Origin of the sequence: Streptomyces sp. NPDC101151 (genome assembly GCF_044768335.1) — a bacterium.
Taxonomy (GTDB): Bacteria; Actinomycetota; Actinomycetes; order Streptomycetales; family Streptomycetaceae; genus Streptomyces.
The window spans coordinates 103,831-121,294 of record NZ_JBIWPP010000020.1 but is presented as its reverse complement, the minus strand read 5'-3'; the positions used below and the strand labels follow the sequence as shown (position 1 = coordinate 121,294).

General features: G+C 75.3%; 8 protein-coding genes. All 8 read left to right on the top strand.

All coding sequences use genetic code 11. The features are described 5' to 3' along the window. The 8 genes from ACIRU3_RS30630 (at window position 1) to ACIRU3_RS30595 (ending at window position 17,463) form a co-directional block, all read left to right on the top strand. The gene (locus ACIRU3_RS30630; protein ID WP_404062906.1) at window positions 1-1,095 is read left to right on the top strand and encodes a beta-ketoacyl synthase N-terminal-like domain-containing protein; all 1,095 of its coding nucleotides are present in this window, start codon (window positions 1-3) and stop codon (window positions 1,093-1,095) included. A 77-nt stretch (window positions 1,096-1,172) separates the two neighbouring features. Further along, on the top strand, window positions 1,173-1,916 hold the full coding sequence (fabG, locus tag ACIRU3_RS30625; RefSeq protein WP_404062903.1) for a 3-oxoacyl-ACP reductase FabG: 744 nt from the start codon (window positions 1,173-1,175) through the stop codon (window positions 1,914-1,916). Window positions 1,917-1,943: 27 nt separating this feature from the next. Next, window positions 1,944-2,636, top strand: a complete 693-nt coding sequence (locus ACIRU3_RS30620) for a 2-hydroxychromene-2-carboxylate isomerase (protein ID WP_404062901.1) — start codon at window positions 1,944-1,946, stop codon at window positions 2,634-2,636. Continuing rightward, complete coding sequence (locus tag ACIRU3_RS30615) at window positions 2,633-4,084, top strand: condensation domain-containing protein (protein ID WP_404062898.1); 1,452 nt, start codon at window positions 2,633-2,635, stop codon at window positions 4,082-4,084. The genes ACIRU3_RS30620 and ACIRU3_RS30615 overlap by 4 nt, the downstream gene beginning before the upstream one ends. After that, window positions 4,081-5,250, top strand: coding sequence for an FAD-dependent monooxygenase (locus ACIRU3_RS30610; RefSeq protein WP_404062895.1), 1,170 nt, complete (start codon window positions 4,081-4,083; stop codon window positions 5,248-5,250). Before ACIRU3_RS30615 ends, ACIRU3_RS30610 begins: the two co-directional genes overlap by 4 nt. 171 nt (window positions 5,251-5,421) lie before the next feature. Continuing rightward, complete coding sequence (locus ACIRU3_RS30605) at window positions 5,422-5,646, top strand: MbtH family protein (RefSeq protein ID WP_404062893.1); 225 nt, start codon at window positions 5,422-5,424, stop codon at window positions 5,644-5,646. Between the two features lie 91 nt (window positions 5,647-5,737). Beyond that, window positions 5,738-10,762, top strand: coding sequence for an amino acid adenylation domain-containing protein (locus tag ACIRU3_RS30600; RefSeq protein ID WP_404062890.1), 5,025 nt, complete (start codon window positions 5,738-5,740; stop codon window positions 10,760-10,762). Further along, the gene (locus ACIRU3_RS30595) at window positions 10,759-17,463 is read left to right on the top strand and encodes an amino acid adenylation domain-containing protein (protein ID WP_404062887.1); all 6,705 of its coding nucleotides are present in this window, start codon (window positions 10,759-10,761) and stop codon (window positions 17,461-17,463) included. The genes ACIRU3_RS30600 and ACIRU3_RS30595 overlap by 4 nt, the downstream gene beginning before the upstream one ends. Window position 17,464 lies beyond the last annotated feature (1 nt).

The window sequence follows — 17,464 nt, the reverse complement described above, 5'->3', positions numbered from 1 at the left end:
ATGGCAGCCGAATCGGGCGCGCCGCCGGCGGAGCTGGTGATTTCGGGCTGGGCCGTGTCCTCGCCGTACGGACTGGGCAGGGACGCCTTCGCCGGGGGCCTCGCGTCCGGGCGGCGTGCGATCGCCCCGCTGGACGGCACGGACTGGCCCGTACCGTACGAGGAGGCCGGGCTGATCCCCGGCTTCGACATCAGGGCGGTGCTGGGCCGCAAGGGCACCCGTTCCATGGACCGGGTCACCGGCATCGCGGCCACCACGGTCGGCATGCTCCTTCAGGAGTACGGCGCCGGGCTCGCCGCCGACCCGGAGTCGACCGGGCTGGTTCTCGGCACCTCGGGCAGCGTGCAGTCGATCATGGACTTCACCCGGGACGCGCTCACCGGTGACAAGCCCTACCTCGTCGACCCGGCACGCTTCCCCAACACGGTCATGAACTGCCCCACCGGGCAGAGCGCCATCCGGCACACCCTCAAGGGCCCCAACGTCACCGTCTCCGGCGGCGCCGCGACCGCGCTGCTCTCCCTGCAGTACGCCTCCCGGCTGCTGCGCGGCGGGCACGGCAGGGCGCTGCTGGCGGGCGCGGCCGAGGAGTTCTCCGTGCAGCGCGCCCGGCTGGAGCGGGTCGCCGACCACGGGGGTGCCGCGCCGCAGCCGCTCGGCGAGGGCGCCGCGCTGTTCCTGCTGGAGGACGCCGTGGACGCCCGGGAGTCCGGCCGCCCGGTCCTCGCCACCGTCCTCGGCTCGCGCTTCCGAGCCTTCCAGGACACCGCGCGGGCCGGCACGGCACTGGAGCGCTGCGTCGCCGACGTGCTGGCCGCCGCGGGTGCCGCCCCGGACGACGTGGAGCTGATCGCCCCCGGCACCCCGCCCGGACTGCTCGGCAAGCAGGAGGAGTCCGCCCTCGACGGGTTCACCGGCAACCGGCTGCCCGTCCGCTCGCTGGTCGGCGACGCGGGCGCGGCTTCCGCGGCCTTCCAGCTCGCGGCCGTCCTCGCCGAGGCGGAGGCCGATCCGCGCCTGGTGGACCGGCTGACGCTGGTCACCGCGGTCGACCGCGACGGCACGGCGGGCGCGCTGCTGCTGCGCCTGGCCTGACGTCCGTACCCGGCGGCCGGCCGGCCGCGGGTCCCCATCCGAAACCACCCGAACTTCCCCAGGAGAGAGGCAAGTCCATGTCCGACACACCGAGGCCGGTGGCGCTCGTCACCGGTGGATCGCGCGGTATCGGGCGGGCCGTCGTGGAGGCGCTGGCCCGGGACGGTCACGACGTGGCGCTGTGTTTCCAGTCGAACGAGCAGGCCGGCGAGCTGGCCGCGAAGGCGGCCGCCGCGCACGGCGCGCGGACCCTGGCGCGGCGGGTCGACGTGACCGACCGGGCCGCCGTGGCCGGCTTCGTGCAGCAGACCGAGGAGCTGCTCGGCCCGGTGGAGGTGCTGGTCACCGCGGCCGGGATCGTCCGGGACGGCCATCTGGCGATGATGGCCGACGAGGACTGGGACGCCGTGCTGCGCACGAATCTCGACGGCACGTACAACTTCGTCAAGGCGCTCGCCTTCCCCATGATGAAGCGCCGCGGCGGCACCGTGATCACGCTCTCCTCGGTCGCGGCGGAGGGCCACGCCACCCAGACCAACTACTCCGCGTCCAAGGCCGGGATCATCGGCCTCACCAAGGCCTTCGCCAAGGAGGCCGGCCGGGCCGGCATCCGCGCCAACGTGGTCGCCCCCGGCTTCATCGGCACGGACATGACCGGCCAGCTCTCCGACAAGCACATCAAGGAGATGACCCGCCGTATCCCGCTCGGCCGCTTCGGCGAGCCGCGGGAGGTCGCCGAACTGGTGTCGTTCCTGGCGGGCGAGCGGGCGTCGTACATCACCGGACAGGTCTTCGCCATCGACGGCGGACTGGTCGTCTGACCCACGGCACCACGGAAGGAATCAGCCATGGCACGCGTCGCCAGGCCGCCGCGTTTCTACTTCAACCTGCGCAGCCCCTACAACTTCTTCGCCCTGCGCGCGCTGCGCGCCCACCGCCCCGAGCTGCTCGACCGGCTGGAGTGGCGGCCCTTCTGGGAGCCCGACGAGACCAGCGGGAAGCTGCTCGCCGAGGCCGGGGCCGAGTTCCCGTACACGCCCATGTCACGGGCCAAGCAGTTCTACATCCTGCGCGACGTACGCCGGCTGGCGACCGCTCGCGGCCTGGATCTGACCTGGCCGGTGGATGCCGAGCCGTGGTGGGAGCCCGCGCACCTGACCTGGTTCGTCGCCGAGCGGCACGGGCTCGGCCAGGCCTGGGTGGAACGGGCCGGCCGGGCCCGCTGGCTGGAGGGCCGTGACCTGTGCGACCCGGCCACCGTCGCCGAACTCGCCGCCGAACTCGGCTTCGAGGCCGCCGACACCGACGACCCCGCGCTGCGCGCCCAGGGCGCGAAGGCGCTGCTGGACGTCGTGCGCGACGGGGTGTTCGGGGTGCCGTACTTCATCAACGGCTCGGAGCCCTACTGGGGCCTGGACCGGGTGGCCGACTTCGTCGCCTCCTTCGACCGGCGGGACGAGGCGCCCGGCCCGGACGCCGCCGACCTCACCGTCGTCGCGGGCCGTGCGTCCGACCTGAGCCACGCGGGAGGCTGCGGATGAGCACCGCCGTACGGGCGCTGCCGCTCACCACGATCCAGGAATCGATGTGGACGGCGTACCGCATCGCCCCGGACAGCGCCGCCTACAACATCGTGATGCCGCTCAGGCTGCGCGGCCGGGTCGACCCGGCCGCCATGGACGCGGCCGTCGCCTCGGTCGGCGAGCGGCAGGAGCTGCTGCGCTCCGTCTTCACCGAGCAGGACGGCCGTCCGGTCCGCGTGGCCGCCGAACAGCCCGTTATCCGGCTGGAGTTCCGTGACCTGGACGGAACCGACGAGACCGGGCTGTTCCGGGCCGCCGAGGAGGCCGGGGCCCGGCCGTTCCGGCTGGAGGCGGGCACGTTCCGGGTCGTGCTGCTGCGGCGGGCCGACGACGACTGGGCGCTGGTCACCTGCGCCCACCACATCGTCAGCGACTTCACCTCGCGCTGGCTGCTGGTCCGTGACGTCCTGGACGCCTACGCGGCACACGCGACCGGCACCGCACCCGCCTGGCGCCCGCTGACCTCGTCGTACAGCGAGTACGCGGCCGAGGAACTGCGCTACACCGCCTCCGAGGCGGGTCTCGCGGCCGCCGAGGAGTGGCGGACCGCGGTGAGCGGATCGGCCCCCGCCGAACTGCCGCTGGACCGGCCCCGGCCGCGGGTGCGGTCCCTGCGCGGCGACACGGTCGTACGACGGCTCGCGCCGGAGTCGGCCGAAGGGCTCGGCCCGGCCGCGGGCGCCGCGGGCGTGACCCCGTTCGCCTATCTGCTCGCCGTGTTCCAGTCCCTCACCCACCGCTGGAGCGGCCAGGACGACTTCCTGCTGGGCGTGCCCGCCTCCGCGCGCTCCGGACGCGGGCAGCGGGACCTGATCGGCTGCTTCCTCAACACCATGCCCGTGCGGGCCGAGTTCGGTCCCGACAGCACGTTCCGTTCGGCCGCCACACAGGCGGGCGAGCGGGTCATGCGGGGCATGCTCACGGTGCGCTACCCCTGCGGACTCGCCTTCCCGGACACCGTCCTGTTCCGGGCGGCACTGTTCCTGGTCCAGATGGACCGCATGGTGCCGCCCGTGCCCAACGTCCCGCCGGGCGCGGCCGTCGGCCCGTCCATCGCCTGCGCCGGCCTAGACATCGCCCTCATCGACGTACCGCAACAGGAGGGCCAGCTCGACCTGCTGCTGCGCATCGAGCAGACGCCCGACGGCGTCACCGCCGTCTTCTCCTACGACACCGACGTGCTGGACCGGGCGAGCGTGGAGCGGCTCGCGGACGGCTACGAACGGCTGCTCGCGGCCGCCGTGCGGGACCCGGACACGCGGATCGCGGACGTGGAACTGGCCGGCGCCGCCGACCTGGACGCCCTCCTCGCGCTCGGCGACTCGGGCACCTTCGACGACTCCTTCGCCCTCGACGAGTCGTACGACTCCTTCGAGACCTTCGAGAACGCCTGGGACCAGCGATGATGACGACCACCACGATCGCGGTGACCGGCGCCGGGATCGGCGGCCTCGCCGCCGCCGCGGCTCTGCACCGGCGGGGCATCGACGTACACGTCTACGAGCGCGGCGACACCCTGCGTGAACAGGGCGTCGGCATGCACCTGGGGCCCAACGGCACCCGGCTGCTGCAGCGGCTCGGACTCGCGGGCGAACTGGAGCGCTTCGCCGTCCGGCCTCGGGCGCTGGAGGTGCGGGCCTTCCACGACGGCTCGCTGGTGACCCGGCAGGAGATGGGCGCGGCCTGGGAACACGCGTTCGGGGCGCCCTACTGCACCGTGCACCGGGGCGACCTGCACCGGATGCTGGCCTCCCTGCTGCCCGCCGCGCGGGTGCACACGGGGCGCGAGCTGGTCGGGTACGAGGAGAGCCGCAAGGGCGTCACCCTGCGCTTCGCCGACGGCACCGCGACCCGGGCCTCCGCACTGGTGGGCGCGGACGGGGTGCACTCGGTGGTGCGGCGCCCGCTCGCCGGGGACGAACAGCCCCTCTACTCGGGCAACAGCGCGCTGCGCGGCCTGGTGGACGCGGCCGACGTACCCGGGCTGGACCCCGCGCTGATGTACATGTTCGCCGGGCCCGCGGCACGCGTCCTGGTGTATCCGGTGAGCGGTGGGCGGCAGTTCACCTATGTCGTGGTCGTGCCGGCACCGGAGGGGCTCGCCGAGTCCTGGACCGGTGCCGCCGACCGCGCCGACCTCGACGCCGTGCTCGACGGATGGGCGCCGCAGGTGCGCGACCTCGTCGCCGCGGCGCGGGACGTGCGGCGCTGGGCGCTGTACGACCGGGCCCCGCTGCGGCGCTGGAGCACCGCCCGCACCACGCTGCTGGGCGACGCGGCCCACCCGATGCTGCCGCATCACGGGCAGGGCGCCAACCAGGCCGTCGAGGACGGCGTCGCGCTCGCCGTCTGCCTCGCCGAGTCCGGGCCCGGCGGGGACGGCATCGCCGCCGCGCTGGCCCGGTACGAGGCGGTCCGCCGGCCGCACACCACGCGGGTGCAGCTGGGCTCGCGGGGCGGCCGGGCCCCCGGCAAGGGCGTACGGGACCAGGCGGCCGACGTGTCCTGGATCCTCGCGCACGACGTCGAGCGGAGCCTGTACGAGGACGTGCCCGGCGACAGCGCCGCCTGACCGCGTCCCGCCCCGGGCCCCCGATGCCGTCACCGGCGTCGGGGGCCCTTCGCCGTGCCCGCGACGGATCGCGCAAGGGGGCGTACGCGGGGGCGTATAGATGCCCGATACGGCAGTAATAGCGCTGGGTTCGACCATGGGCCACACCTGACCGCACAGAAGGGACGTCCCATGGCCGAACAGACGACCGACGACGCCGTGTACCGCGTGGTGCTCAACGACGAGGAGCAGTACTCGATCTGGTGGGCCGACCGTCCGCTGCCGGCCGGCTGGCACGCCGAGGGCACCGAGGGCTCCCGCGAGGAGTGCCTGGCGCGTATCGACACCGTGTGGACCGACATGCGGCCGCTGAGTCTGCGCCGCCGGACGGCCGAGGCCGAGTCGACGGCGGCCTGAGCCGCCGCATCTCGCGCCGGCGCGCCGTCTGTTCCCACACCCGCACCGCCGAGCCGATGCAGATCCCGAAGATCCCGATGGAGGAGAGATCGTGAACGAGCCTGCGAAGTCGGGACGCGTCCCCGGCCGTCTGTTGCTCCCCGCGCTGTTCACGGCCCAGGCCGTGCGCACCCCGGACGCGCCCGCCGTGCTGTGCCCCGACGGCAGCGCCGTCCGTTACGCCGAGCTGGCCGAGCTGGCCGGGCGCATCGCGGCCCGGCTGCGGGCGGCCGGGGTGCGACCCGGCGACTTCGTCGGCGTGTGCCTGCGGCGCAGCCCGCAGCTGCTCGCCGCGCTGCTCGGGGTGTGGCAGGCGGGCGGCGCGTACGTGCCGCTGGACCCGCAGCACCCGGCGGCCCGTCTGGAGGCCGTGCTGGAGGACACCGCCCACCCGGTCGTGCTCACCGAGCGCGCCACCGAGGACCGGCTGCCCGGGTCTGTCCGGCACCGGATCGCCATGGAGTCCGTGGACCGCGAAGGGCCGTACGAGAGCGTGGAGTTCGCCGCCGACGGCGACCGGCCCGCCTATGTGCTGCACACCTCCGGTTCCACCGGCCGCCCCAAGGGCGTCCTGGTGCCGCACGGCGGCATCGCCAACCGGGTGCGCTGGCTGGCCCACCGCCACCGGCTCGGCGCCGCCGACCGCATGCTGCTGAAGACCACGGTCGGCTTCGACGCGGCCGGACTGGAGCTGTACGCCCCGCTCGTCCGCGGAGGTGCGGTCGTCCTCGCGCCCGAGGGTGCCGAGCGCGACCCGGCGGCGCTGCTGCGAACGGTGGCCGACAGCGGCGTAACGATCCTGCAGGGGGTGCCCTCCCTGTACCGGCGGCTCGTCGAGGAGCCGGGGTGGGAGCGGGCCGACGGCCTGCGCCTGCTGTTCAGCGCGGGTGAGCCGCTGCACGCCGAACTGTGCCGGGCGCTCGGCGAACGGGCCCCGGACGCCGAGATCTGGAACACCTACGGGCCCACCGAGGCGTCCGTCGACATCACCGAGCACCGCTGGGACCCGGCCCAGGACACCGGAGCGGTGCCGATCGGGCGGCCCATCGGCAACATGCGGGTGGTCGTGCTCGACACGGTGGGCCGGCCCGTCCCGGTCGGCGTCCCCGGCGAGCTGCACGCCGGCGGTGTCGGACTCGCCCTCGGCTACCTCGGCCGCCCCGGCCAGAGCGCCGAGCGCTTCGTGCCCGACCCGCACCGCCCCGGCGAGCGCCTCTACCGCACCGGCGACCGGGTGCGCTGGCGGGCCGACGGCACCCTGGAGTACCTGGGCCGCCTCGACCACCAGGTCAAGGTCAACGGCGTACGCATCGAGCCCGGCGAGGTCGAGGCCGCGCTCGCCGCCCACCCGTGGGTGCGGGCCGCCGTCGCCGCCGCCGTACCGGACGGCTCCGGCGGCTACCGCCTGGTCGCCTGGGTGCAGTCCCGCGGCGAGGCACTGCGCCCGCAGGAGCTGCGGGCCTTCCTGCGCCGCTCGCTGCCCGACCCGCTGGTGCCGACCGCCTACGTCCCGGTCACCGAGTTCCCGCTCACCCCCAACGGCAAGATCGACCGGTCCGCGCTCCCGGACCCCGCCGACCCGTCCGCCGACACCGCGCACGTGCCCGTGCGCACCCCCGCCGAGCGGGCGGTGGCCGAGGAGTGGGCGCGGCTGACCGGCACCCCGGCCGACGAGATCGGCGCACTGCACGACTTCTTCCAGCTCGGCGGCTCGTCCCTGATGCTCAACAAGCTCGCCGCCGGCCTCTCCCAGGCCGCGGGCCGCACCATCCCGGCGACGGCCCTGCTCACCGCGACCACCGTGGAGCAGCAGGCCGACCTGCTCATGTCCCGGACCGAGGGCGCCGGACCGGCCGCCGACGAGCCCGTCGGGCCCGTGCCGCGCGACCCGCACGGGCTGCCGCTCTCCCCGGGCCAGCAGGGCATGTGGCTGCTGGACCGGCTCCGCCCCGGCAGCGCCGAATGGAACGCACCCGTCTTCCTCACACTGCCCGCCGTCTACGACGACTCCACCCTGAGCCGGGCGCTGACCGCGCTCGCCGAGCGGCACGAGATCCTGCGCACCCGCTACGCCCTCAGGGGCGCCGAACCCGTACAGATCGCCGACCTGCCCGCCCAGTGGGAGCTGCGCACCGCCCGCGCCGACACCGCCGGGGAACTGAACGCCCTGGTCGCCGAGGAGTTCACGCTCCCCTTCGACCTGGCGCACGGGCCGGTGCGCCGGGCCCTCGCGGTGCGCGGGCGCGGCACGCTCACCGTCGTCCTCAGCATCCACCACATCGCCTGCGACGGCTGGTCCTCCGTCGTCCTGGAACGCGACCTCAGGGCGCTCGCCGAGGCCGTCCACACCGGCACCGACGCCCGGCTGCCCGCGCTGCCGGTGCAGTACGCCGACCACGCCGTGCACCGGCGCCGCCGCCTCACCGAGGACTTCGTCGCCACCGAACTGGAGTACTGGAAGCGGACGCTGGACGGCATCGTGCCGGTCGAGCTGCCCGCCGACCGGCCCCGCCCGGCCACCCGCGACGCGGCAGGCAGAGCCCATGTCTTCACCGTGCCGGCCCCGCTCGCCGAGCGTGCCGCCGCCCTGGGCCGCAGCTGCGGGGCCACCCTGCAGCAGACCCTGCTCACCGCCTTCGCCGCGCTGGTCGCCCGCTGCACCGGCAGCTGGGACGTCCCGGTCGGAGTGCCCGTCGCAGGCCGGTCCGGACCCGAAGCCGCCGACGTGGCCGGCTACTTCCTGAACACGCTGGTGCTGCGCTGCGACGCGGCCGCCGACACACCGTTCCGGGAGGCACTGGTGCGGGTGCGCGACACCGCCCGTGCGGCCTTCGCCCACTCGGAGCTGCCCTTCGACCGGCTGGTGGAGGAGTTCGACCACGCCCGCGACCCGGCCCGCACCCCGCTCTACCAGGTGATGTTCGACCTGCACGAGGAGGGGCGCACCGGCACCGCGGTCGGCGCCGCCGACGCGGACGCCTTCCGTGGCGCCTGGCGCACCGCCCGCACCGACCTCACCCTGGTGCTCCAGCGGCAACCCGACGGCTCGCTGCTCGGTCTCGCCGAGTACGCCACCGCCCTGTTCGACGCGTCCACCGTCGAGCGCCTCACCGACTGCTGGGTCCGGCTGCTGGAGTCGGTCACGGACGACCCGGCGCGCCGGCTGCGCGAGGCCGACATCCTGCCGGCGCCGCTGCGGGCCGAACTGCTCGCGAACGGCCGGGGCAGGCCGGAACCGGGCGCGCACACCGCCGCCGGCACCACCGTGCACGCCGCGATGGCGGCCTCGGCCCGCCGGGCACCGCACGACACCGCGCTGGTGTGCGGCGACGAGAGCTGGACGTACGCCCGGCTGGAGCGCCGTGCCGAGGAGTTCGCCGCCCGGCTGCGGGGGCTGGGCGCCGGTCCCGACACGGTGGTCGCGGTCATGCTGGGCCGCGGCCCGGACCTGGTGGCCGCGTTCCTGGGCGCCTGGAAGGCGGGCGCGGCCTACGTGCCGCTGGACCCGGCCGCCCCCGACGAGCGCACCCTCCATGTCCTCGCCGACTCCGGCGCACAGGTGCTCGTCACCGACGCCGCGGGTGCGGAGCGGCTGGCGGGGCACCACGAGGCGGCCGTACTCGCCGTGGACGCGGGCTTCGAAGGCGCCGCCGCGGCCGCCGTACCGGAGTCGTGCGACGATCCCGACCGCCTCGCCTACATCATGTACACCTCGGGCTCCACCGGCCGCCCCAAGGGCGTCGCCGTCGCCCACCGCTCGCTGCTCGCCATGCTGCGCGCCTCCCAGGCCCACCTCGACTTCGGGCAGGGGCCGGACGACGCCTGGCTGGCACTCGCCCAGGTCACCTTCGACATCTCCTGCACCGAGCTGTTCATGCCGCTGGTGGCCGGCGGCCGCGTCGTGCTCGCACGGGAGCGGGAGCAGCACGACCACGCGGCGCAGCTGCGGCTCATGGACCGGCACGAGGTCAGCCACCTCCAAGTGGCGCCGGCGCACTGGCAGATGCTGATCGACGCGGGCCTCGGCCACCGCCCGGTCGTGGGCCAGACCGGCGGCGAGCCCTGCCCGCCCGTGCTCGCCCGCGAGCTGTCGCGCCGTCTGATGCGGTTCATCAACGAGTACGGGCTCACCGAGACCACCATCGCCGCGACCCGCTGGGACGCCGACGACACCGCCACGGCGGTCCCCGTCGGCCACCCCTACCCGCATGTCACCGCCCACGTCCTCGACGCCGGCCTGCGGCCCGTGCCGTACGGCGTCACCGGTGAACTGTGCGTCGGCGGCGCCGGACTGGCCCTCGGCTACCACGCCCGGCCCGCACTGACCGCGGCCGCGTTCGTGCCCGACCCGTACGGCGCCCCCGGCGCGCGCCTCTACCGCACCGGCGACCGGGCGCGGATGCGGCCCGACGGCACGCTGGAGTTCGCCGGGCGCGCCGACGGCCAGGTCAAGATCCGCGGCCGGCGTGTGGAGACCGGCGAGGTGCAGGCGGTGCTCACCGAGCACCCGGCGGTCGGCCAGGCCTTCGTCATCGTCCACACGGGCGGCTCCGAGGCCGCGCTGGTCGGCTACTTCACGCCCGCGCCGGGCACCGAGGGGCCCGCCGAGAGCGAGCTGCTCGACCACAGCGCCCGGCGGCTGCCCGACTACATGCTGCCCGCGCTGCTGGTCCGCATGGAGCGGCTGCCGCTCACCCGCCACAACAAGGTCGACACCGCCGCGCTGCCGGTGCCGGACCTGACCGCGGCCCTCGCCGACGAGCCGTACACCCCGCCCGAGGGCCCGGTGGAGGAGGCGCTGGCCGAGATCTGGGCCGAGGAGCTGTACGGCCCCGCCGCCACCCGCCGGGTCGGCGCCCGCCAGGGCTTCTTCCGGATCGGCGGCAACTCCGTGAAGGCGGCCAGGGTCATCGCGCGCATCCAGGAGGAGTTCGACGTGGAGCTGCCGCTCAGAGCCGTGTTCGAGCGGCCCACCGTGCAGGGCCTCGCCACCGCCGTCGAAGAGGCCGTACGCGCCGAGATCGAATCGCTCACCGAGGCCGAACTGGCCCATGCTCACCGGGAGTTGCAGCCGTGACCGCACCCACCGCGCCCACCGAGGAAGAGCTGCGGGCCGAACTGCTGCGCCGTCGGCTCGCCGCCCGCAAGGGTGCCGCCCGGCCGCAGCCGACCGCGATCCCGCCCGCCGACCGCACCAGGCCGCTGCCGCTGTCCCCGGGCCAGCGCCAGCTGTGGTTCCTGCACCAGCTCGACCCGGACAGCCCGGAGTACCTGCTGCCCATGGCGTACCGGCTGCGCGGCGACCTCGACCCGGACGCCCTGCGCCGGGCCGTCGACGCCCTCGCCGCCCGCCACGAGATCCTGCGCACCCGCTATGTCCTCGACGGCACCGAGCCCCGCCAGGCGATCGACCCGGCGGGACCGGCCGACTTCGCCGTGCTGGAGGCCGGCGACCGGGGGACCGCGCCCGTCGCCGATGAGACGGTGGCGGGGCAGGAGGACGGTGCCGCCGGCGCCGTCGGGCGTGCGGGTACGGGGCCGGGGTCCGCGGGCCGGGCCGCCGCCGGCGTCGGGAGTGCGGGTGCGGTGGCCGCCGGTCTCGCCGAGCGCGAGGCCGCGGGGCCCCGTGCCGCGGGCCTCGCCGACGGCAGCTTCGCGGACCGCGACGCCGCAGCCGTCGCCTTCACCGAGGCCGAGGCCGCGCGCCCCTTCGACCTCGCGACCCAACACCCCTTGCGGGTACGGCTGCTGAGGCTCGGCGCCGACGACCACGTGCTGGTGGCGGTGGTCCACCACATCGCCTGCGACGCGATGACCCGCCCGCTGCTCCTGGAGGACCTGTCGGCCCTCTACACGGCCGCCGTCGCGGGCCACGACCCCGCCGCCGAGCCGGCCGCGCCGCCCGTGCAGTACGCCGACTACGCGGCCTGGCTGGCCGAGCGGCACACCGGGCCCGCCGCTGAGCGCGGCCTGGACTGGTGGCGGGAGCGGCTGGCCGGCACCGGCCCGCTCGGGCTGCCCACCGACCGGCCCAGGCCCGCCGTACGGGACGGGGGCGGAGCCGCCGTCGGATTCGACGTCGACGCCGCCGTCGCCGACCGGGTGCGGGCCCTGGCCCGGGAGACCGGCGCGACCCCCTTCATGGCCCTGCTCGGCGCCTGGCAGCTGCTGCTCGGCCGGTACGCCGGGAAGACCGACGTGTGCGTCGGCAGCGCCGCCAGCGCCCGCACCCGGCCCGAGCTGCGGCGCATGGCCGGATACGCCTACAACACGCTCGCGCTGCGGGCGAGCTGGCGTCCCGAGGTGTCCTTCCGGGACTTCCTCGCCGCCGGCCGGGGCGCCGTCCTGGACGCCTTCGACCACCAGGACACCCCGTTCGACCGGATCGCCGACGCGCTGGAACCCGACCGGGACCTGTCCACCACCCCCGTCTTCCAGGTGATGTTCGACCTCGTCACCGGCGAGGGCCAGGGCGGCCTCGCACTCCCCGCGGTCACGGCCGCCCAGGTGCCCGCGACCGGCCGGATCGCCCGCTTCGACCTGACCCTGCATCTGGCCGAGCGCGCCGACGGCTCGCTGCACGGCAGCCTGGAGTACGCCACCGCCCTCTTCGACACCGCCACGGCCGAGCGCATCACCGCGCACTACAGCGCCCTGCTCGCCGCGATCGCCGAGGCGCCCGGCAGCCCGGTGGCCGACCTGGACTTCCTCTCCGCCGCCGAGCGGGCCCTGCTCCTCGACGGCCCGGCCGAGCCCGTCGGCACCGACCGCCCCCTGGACCTCACCGCCCTGCGCCCGGTGATCGAGACCATCGGCGCACAGATGACCCTCACCCCGGACGCCGTCGCGATCCGGTACGCGGACACCACCGTCGGCTACGCCGAACTCGACGCCCGCGCCGACCGGTTCGCCCGCCGGCTGGCCGCCCTCGGGGCCGGTCCCGAGTCCACCGTCGGCGTCCTGCTCGACCGCAGCCCCGACCTGGTCGCCGTACTCCTCGGCATCTGGCGGGCCGGAGCGGCCTATGTGCCGATCGACCCGGCCTACCCGGACCATCGCATCGCCTACATGCTCGACCAGACCGCCACCGCCCTCGTGGTCACCGAGTCGCGGCACGCCGAACGCTTCCGTGACGTGCGCCGGATCGTCGTCGACGACCCCGCCGAGCGCAGAGAGATCGAGGCCGCCGACGCAGTGCTCCCGCACACCCACGATCTCGACGGGCTCGCCTACGTCATCTACACCTCGGGCTCCACCGGCAGGCCCAAGGGCGTGCAGATCACCCACCGGGGGCTCGCCAACTACCTCGGCTGGACCGTGCAGGCCTACGCGAGCGCCGGCACCGGGGGAGCGCCGCTGTTCTCGTCGGTCGCCTTCGACCTCGGCGTGCCCGACCTGTACGCACCGCTGATGACCGGGCAGGCCGTGCATCTGCTGCCGCAGGACCTCGACACCGCCGACCTCGGCGCGCACCTCGCGGCGGGGGGCCCGTACGCCTTCATCAAGCTCACACCCGGGCATCTGCACCTGCTCACCCAGCAGCTGCCCGACGAGCGGATCGGGGCGCTGGCCGGGCTGGTCGTCGCGGCCGGCGACTCCTTCACCGCGCGGCTCGCGGAGCGGTGGGCGACGGCGGCCGGGCCGCACGGCACCCGGCTCGCCGCCGAGTACGGGCCCACCGAGATCACCGTCGGCAACTCGGCGTATTTCCTCGACGGGCCCGTGGCCACCGAACTGGTCTCCATCGGGCGGGCCGTCCCGCACACCACCATGTACGTCCTCGACGAGCGGCTGCGCCCGCTGCCCGTCGGTGTACCCGGCGAGGTGTGGATCGGCGGCATCGGGCTCGCCCGCGGCTACGCCGGCCGCCCCGGCCTCACCGCCGAACGCTTCCTGCCCGACCCCTACGGCCCGCCCGGCGCCCGTCTCTACCGCACGGGGGACGTGGCCCGGGTGCTGCCCGACGGCAACCTCGACTTCCTCGCCCGCGTCGACCACCAGGTCAAGCTGCGCGGCTACCGCATCGAACCCGGCGAGATCGAGACCGCCCTCACCGCGCACCCGTCCGTCGCCGAGGCCGTCGCGCTGGTCCGCGAGGACACCCCGGGCGACCAGCAGCTCATCGCCTACCTGGTGCCCGCCGAGGGCGCCGACGAGGAGTCCCTCGCCCCGGCCGCGCTGCGGGACAGGCTCGGCGAGACCCTGCCGCCGTACATGGTGCCCACCGCTTACCTGCGGCTGGAGGCGCTGCCGCTGACCGGCAACGGCAAGCTCGACCGGCGTGCCCTGCCGGCCCCGGGGAGGGCCGCGACCGCCGTGGGCGAGCACGTCGGGGCCCGCGACGAAGACGAGCGGGCGATGGCCGCCGTCTGGGCCGAGGTGCTCGGCCTGGACATGGTCGGGGTGCACGACAACTTCTTCGATCTGGGCGGGGACTCGCTGCGCGCGGTCGCCCTGGTCGGCGCGCTGCGCGCGGCCGGCTGGGAGACCAGCGTGCGGGACGTCTTCGAGCACCGCACCGTGGCCCGGCTGCGCGCCGCCGTGCCCCGCACCGGCTCCCACGGCGCGGGCGCCTTCGTACCGGTCGAGCCGTTCGCCATGATCGGCGCCGCCGACCGGGCCGCGCTGCCCGCCGACGTCACCGACGCCTACCCGATCTCCCGCATCCAGGCCGGGATGCTGATCGAGATGCACGGCGGCAGCGGCGAGAACCGCTACCACAACATCACCTCATTCCGGATCCGCGACGAGCTGCCCTTCGACCCGGACGCCTTCCGCCGCGCCTGCGACCTGATCACCGAGCGGCACGAGGTGATGCGCACCTCCTTCGCGCTCTCCGGCTGCTCCGAGCCCCTGCAACTGGTCCACGCGGCCGCCCGGATGCCGTTCGTCCACGTGGACCTGCGGCAGCTGCCCGAGGCCCGACGCCGGTCGGCCCTCTGGGAGTTCGCCGACCGCGACCGGACCGAACTCTTCGACCTGACCCGTGGGCCGCTGATGCGGATGGCGGTGCATCTGCTCGACGACGAGAGCTGGTGGCTGTCCATCACCGAATGCCACCCCGTCATCGAGGGCTGGAGCTACCACTCCCAGCTCATGGAGCTCCTGCGCGCCTACAACGACCTCCGCCAGGGCCGCGAACCCGCGCCCGCGCCGCCCCGGCCGGCCGTCCGCTACGCCGACTTCATCGCCGCCGAACTGCGCTCCCTCGCCGACCCCGCCGACCAGGACCACTGGCGAGGGATCGTCGAGGGGTACGAGAAGTTCACCGTGCCCGCGGGCTGGGCCGGTGACCCCGAGGGCCCCGACGAGCGCTACCGCCTCGACCTCCCGCTCGACGAACTGGAGCCGGGACTGCGGGCGCTGGCGACAGCGGCCGAGGTGCCGTACAAGAGCGTGCTGCACGCCGCGCACAGCAAGGTGCTGTCGCTGCTCACGCCGGCGCGGGCGTTCCGCGGCGGCATGGTCGCCGACGCCCGGCCCGAACAGGCCGGCGCCGAGACCGTCTCCGGCATGTACCTCAACTCGGTGCCCTTCCCCTACGAGCGCGATGCCCGCACCTGGGGCGACCTGGCCCGGCAGGTGTTCGCGCACGAGGTCGAACTGTGGCCGCACCGGCGCTTCCCGATGCCCGCCATGCGGGTGCCCGGCGGCGAACGGCACCTGATCGACGTCCTCTTCCACTATCTGGACTTCCACCAGGTCGACACCGACCTCATCGACATCATGGCCAGCCGGGACGACAGCCCCAACGAGTTCCCGGTCGTGGTCGGCACCCCCGTGCGCGGCCACCTCTCCCTCGCCTCCCGCACCCGCACCCTCTCCCGCGCCGCCGCCGACCGGCTGCTGAGGCTGTACGCGGCCGTGCTCGCCGAGATGTCCCGCGCGGGCGCCGACGGCGACAGCACCGGCGCCTTCCCGGACGCCCACGAACGCGCCCGCCTCAAGGCGCCCGCGCTGCCGCACCCCGACACCCCGGCGGACACCCTGGCCGCCTTCGAGGCACAGGCCGCCCGTACCCCCTGGGCGACCGCCCTGCACGGCACCGGCTGCACGGTGTCCTACGGCGACCTCGACGCCCGCGCCAACCGCATCGCCCGCCGGCTGCGCGCCCTCGGTGCCCGCGCGGAGACCCGTGTCGCGGTGCTCCTGGACCGCGGCCCCGACCTGGTCGCCGCGCTGCTCGGGGTGTGGAAGGCGGGCGCCGTCCAGGTGCCGGTCGACCCGTGCACCCCCGACGCGCGCATCGCCACGGCGCGCATCGAACTGGCCGTCACGCAGGGGTCGTACGCGGACCGGCTGCCCGCCCGCGGGCTGGTGCTCGCCGAGGAGGCGGCCCACGACGGCGACGGCTCGCCGCTCGGCCTGCGGCACGACCCGGACCGGCTCGCCTACGTCCTGCACACCTCCGGCTCCACCGGCACCCCCAAGGGCGTCGAGGTGTCCCACCGGGCACTCGCCCACTACCTCGACTGGGCCGTGCGCGAGTACGCGGCCGCCGGGAACGGGGGAGCGCCCTGGTTCACCCCGGTCGGGTTCGACCTCGGGATGCCGGCGCTGTACGCGCCGCTGATGGCCGGGCAGCCGGTGCACGTGCTGCCTCAGCTGTACGAGACCGCCGACTTCGGACCGCTGCTGCTGAGCCGTGCGCCGTACTCCTTCGTCGGCCTGACGCCGGGCCACCTCGCCCTGCTGGAACACCAGTTGAGCGACCGTGAGCTGGCCGGACTGGCCGCGCTCGCGGTGTGCGCGGGCGACGCCTACCCGACCGCCCAGGCCGAGCGGGTCGCCGCGCGGATCCGGGCCGCGGGCGGGACACCGGCCGGAGCGTCCCGGGGTCCGGACGACACACATGGCATGGAGCTGGCCGCCGAGTACGGGCCGACCGAGGCCACCGTCGCCGCGACCTTCGCACGGGTGCGGGCCCGGTCCGGGCGCACGCTCGTCCCGCTCGGCTCGGCGCTGCCCGGCGTCCTGGTCCGCATCCTCGACAGCACACTGCGGCCCGTGCCCGACGGCGTCACCGGCGAGGTCTGGCTCGGCGGCGACGGACTCGCCCGCGGCTACACCGGCCGCCCGGACCTCACCGCCCTCGCCTTCGTGCCCGACCCCTACGGCCTGCCCGGCACCCGTCTGTACCGCACCGGCGACCTGGCCCGCCGGCTCGCCGACGGCACCCTGGAGTTCGCCGGGCGCGCCGACCAGCAGGTCAAGATCCGCGGTCACCGGGTCGAGCCCGGTGACGCCGAGGCCGCGCTCACCGCCGACCCGGCCGTACGGGACGCCCTGGTCACCGCGGTGCCGGCGGCCGACGGCGGCCGGCGCCTCGCGGCCTGGGTGGTGCCCTCGGACGGACACGAGGTGGAGGTCGCCGCACTCCGCGACCGGCTGCGCACGGTGCTGCCCGCGGCCCTGGTCCCGGCCACCGTGACGGCCGTCGCCGCGCTCCCGCTCACCACGCACGGCAAGCGTGACCGCGAAGCCCTCGCGGAACGCGCGGCGACCGCGGCCGCCGTCCACCCCTACGCCCCGCCGCGCACCCCGACCGAGCAGCGGCTCGCCGACGTGTGGGCCGGGGTGCTCGGCCTCGAACGGGCCGGCATCCACGACGACTTCCGCGACCTGGGCGGGGACTCGCTGCTCGTGCCGCCGCTGCTGGTGGCGGCACGCCGGGCGGGAATCGCCCTGGATCTGCCGACGGCACTGCGCCACCACACCATCGCCCGATTGGCCGCCGCCCTGGACGAGCGCGCCAACGACCCGAACAGGGAAGGCTGAT

Coding starts and splice junctions, on each gene's coding strand:
- ACIRU3_RS30620 (WP_404062901.1), top strand. CDS start 1,944: ATGGCACGCGTCGCCAGGCCGCCGCGTTTCTACTTCAACCTGCGCAGC.
- ACIRU3_RS30610 (WP_404062895.1), top strand. CDS start 4,081: ATGATGACGACCACCACGATCGCGGTGACCGGCGCCGGGATCGGCGGC.
- ACIRU3_RS30615 (WP_404062898.1), top strand. CDS start 2,633: ATGAGCACCGCCGTACGGGCGCTGCCGCTCACCACGATCCAGGAATCG.
- ACIRU3_RS30605 (WP_404062893.1), top strand. CDS start 5,422: ATGGCCGAACAGACGACCGACGACGCCGTGTACCGCGTGGTGCTCAAC.
- fabG (WP_404062903.1), top strand. CDS start 1,173: ATGTCCGACACACCGAGGCCGGTGGCGCTCGTCACCGGTGGATCGCGC.
- ACIRU3_RS30630 (WP_404062906.1), top strand. CDS start 1: ATGGCAGCCGAATCGGGCGCGCCGCCGGCGGAGCTGGTGATTTCGGGC.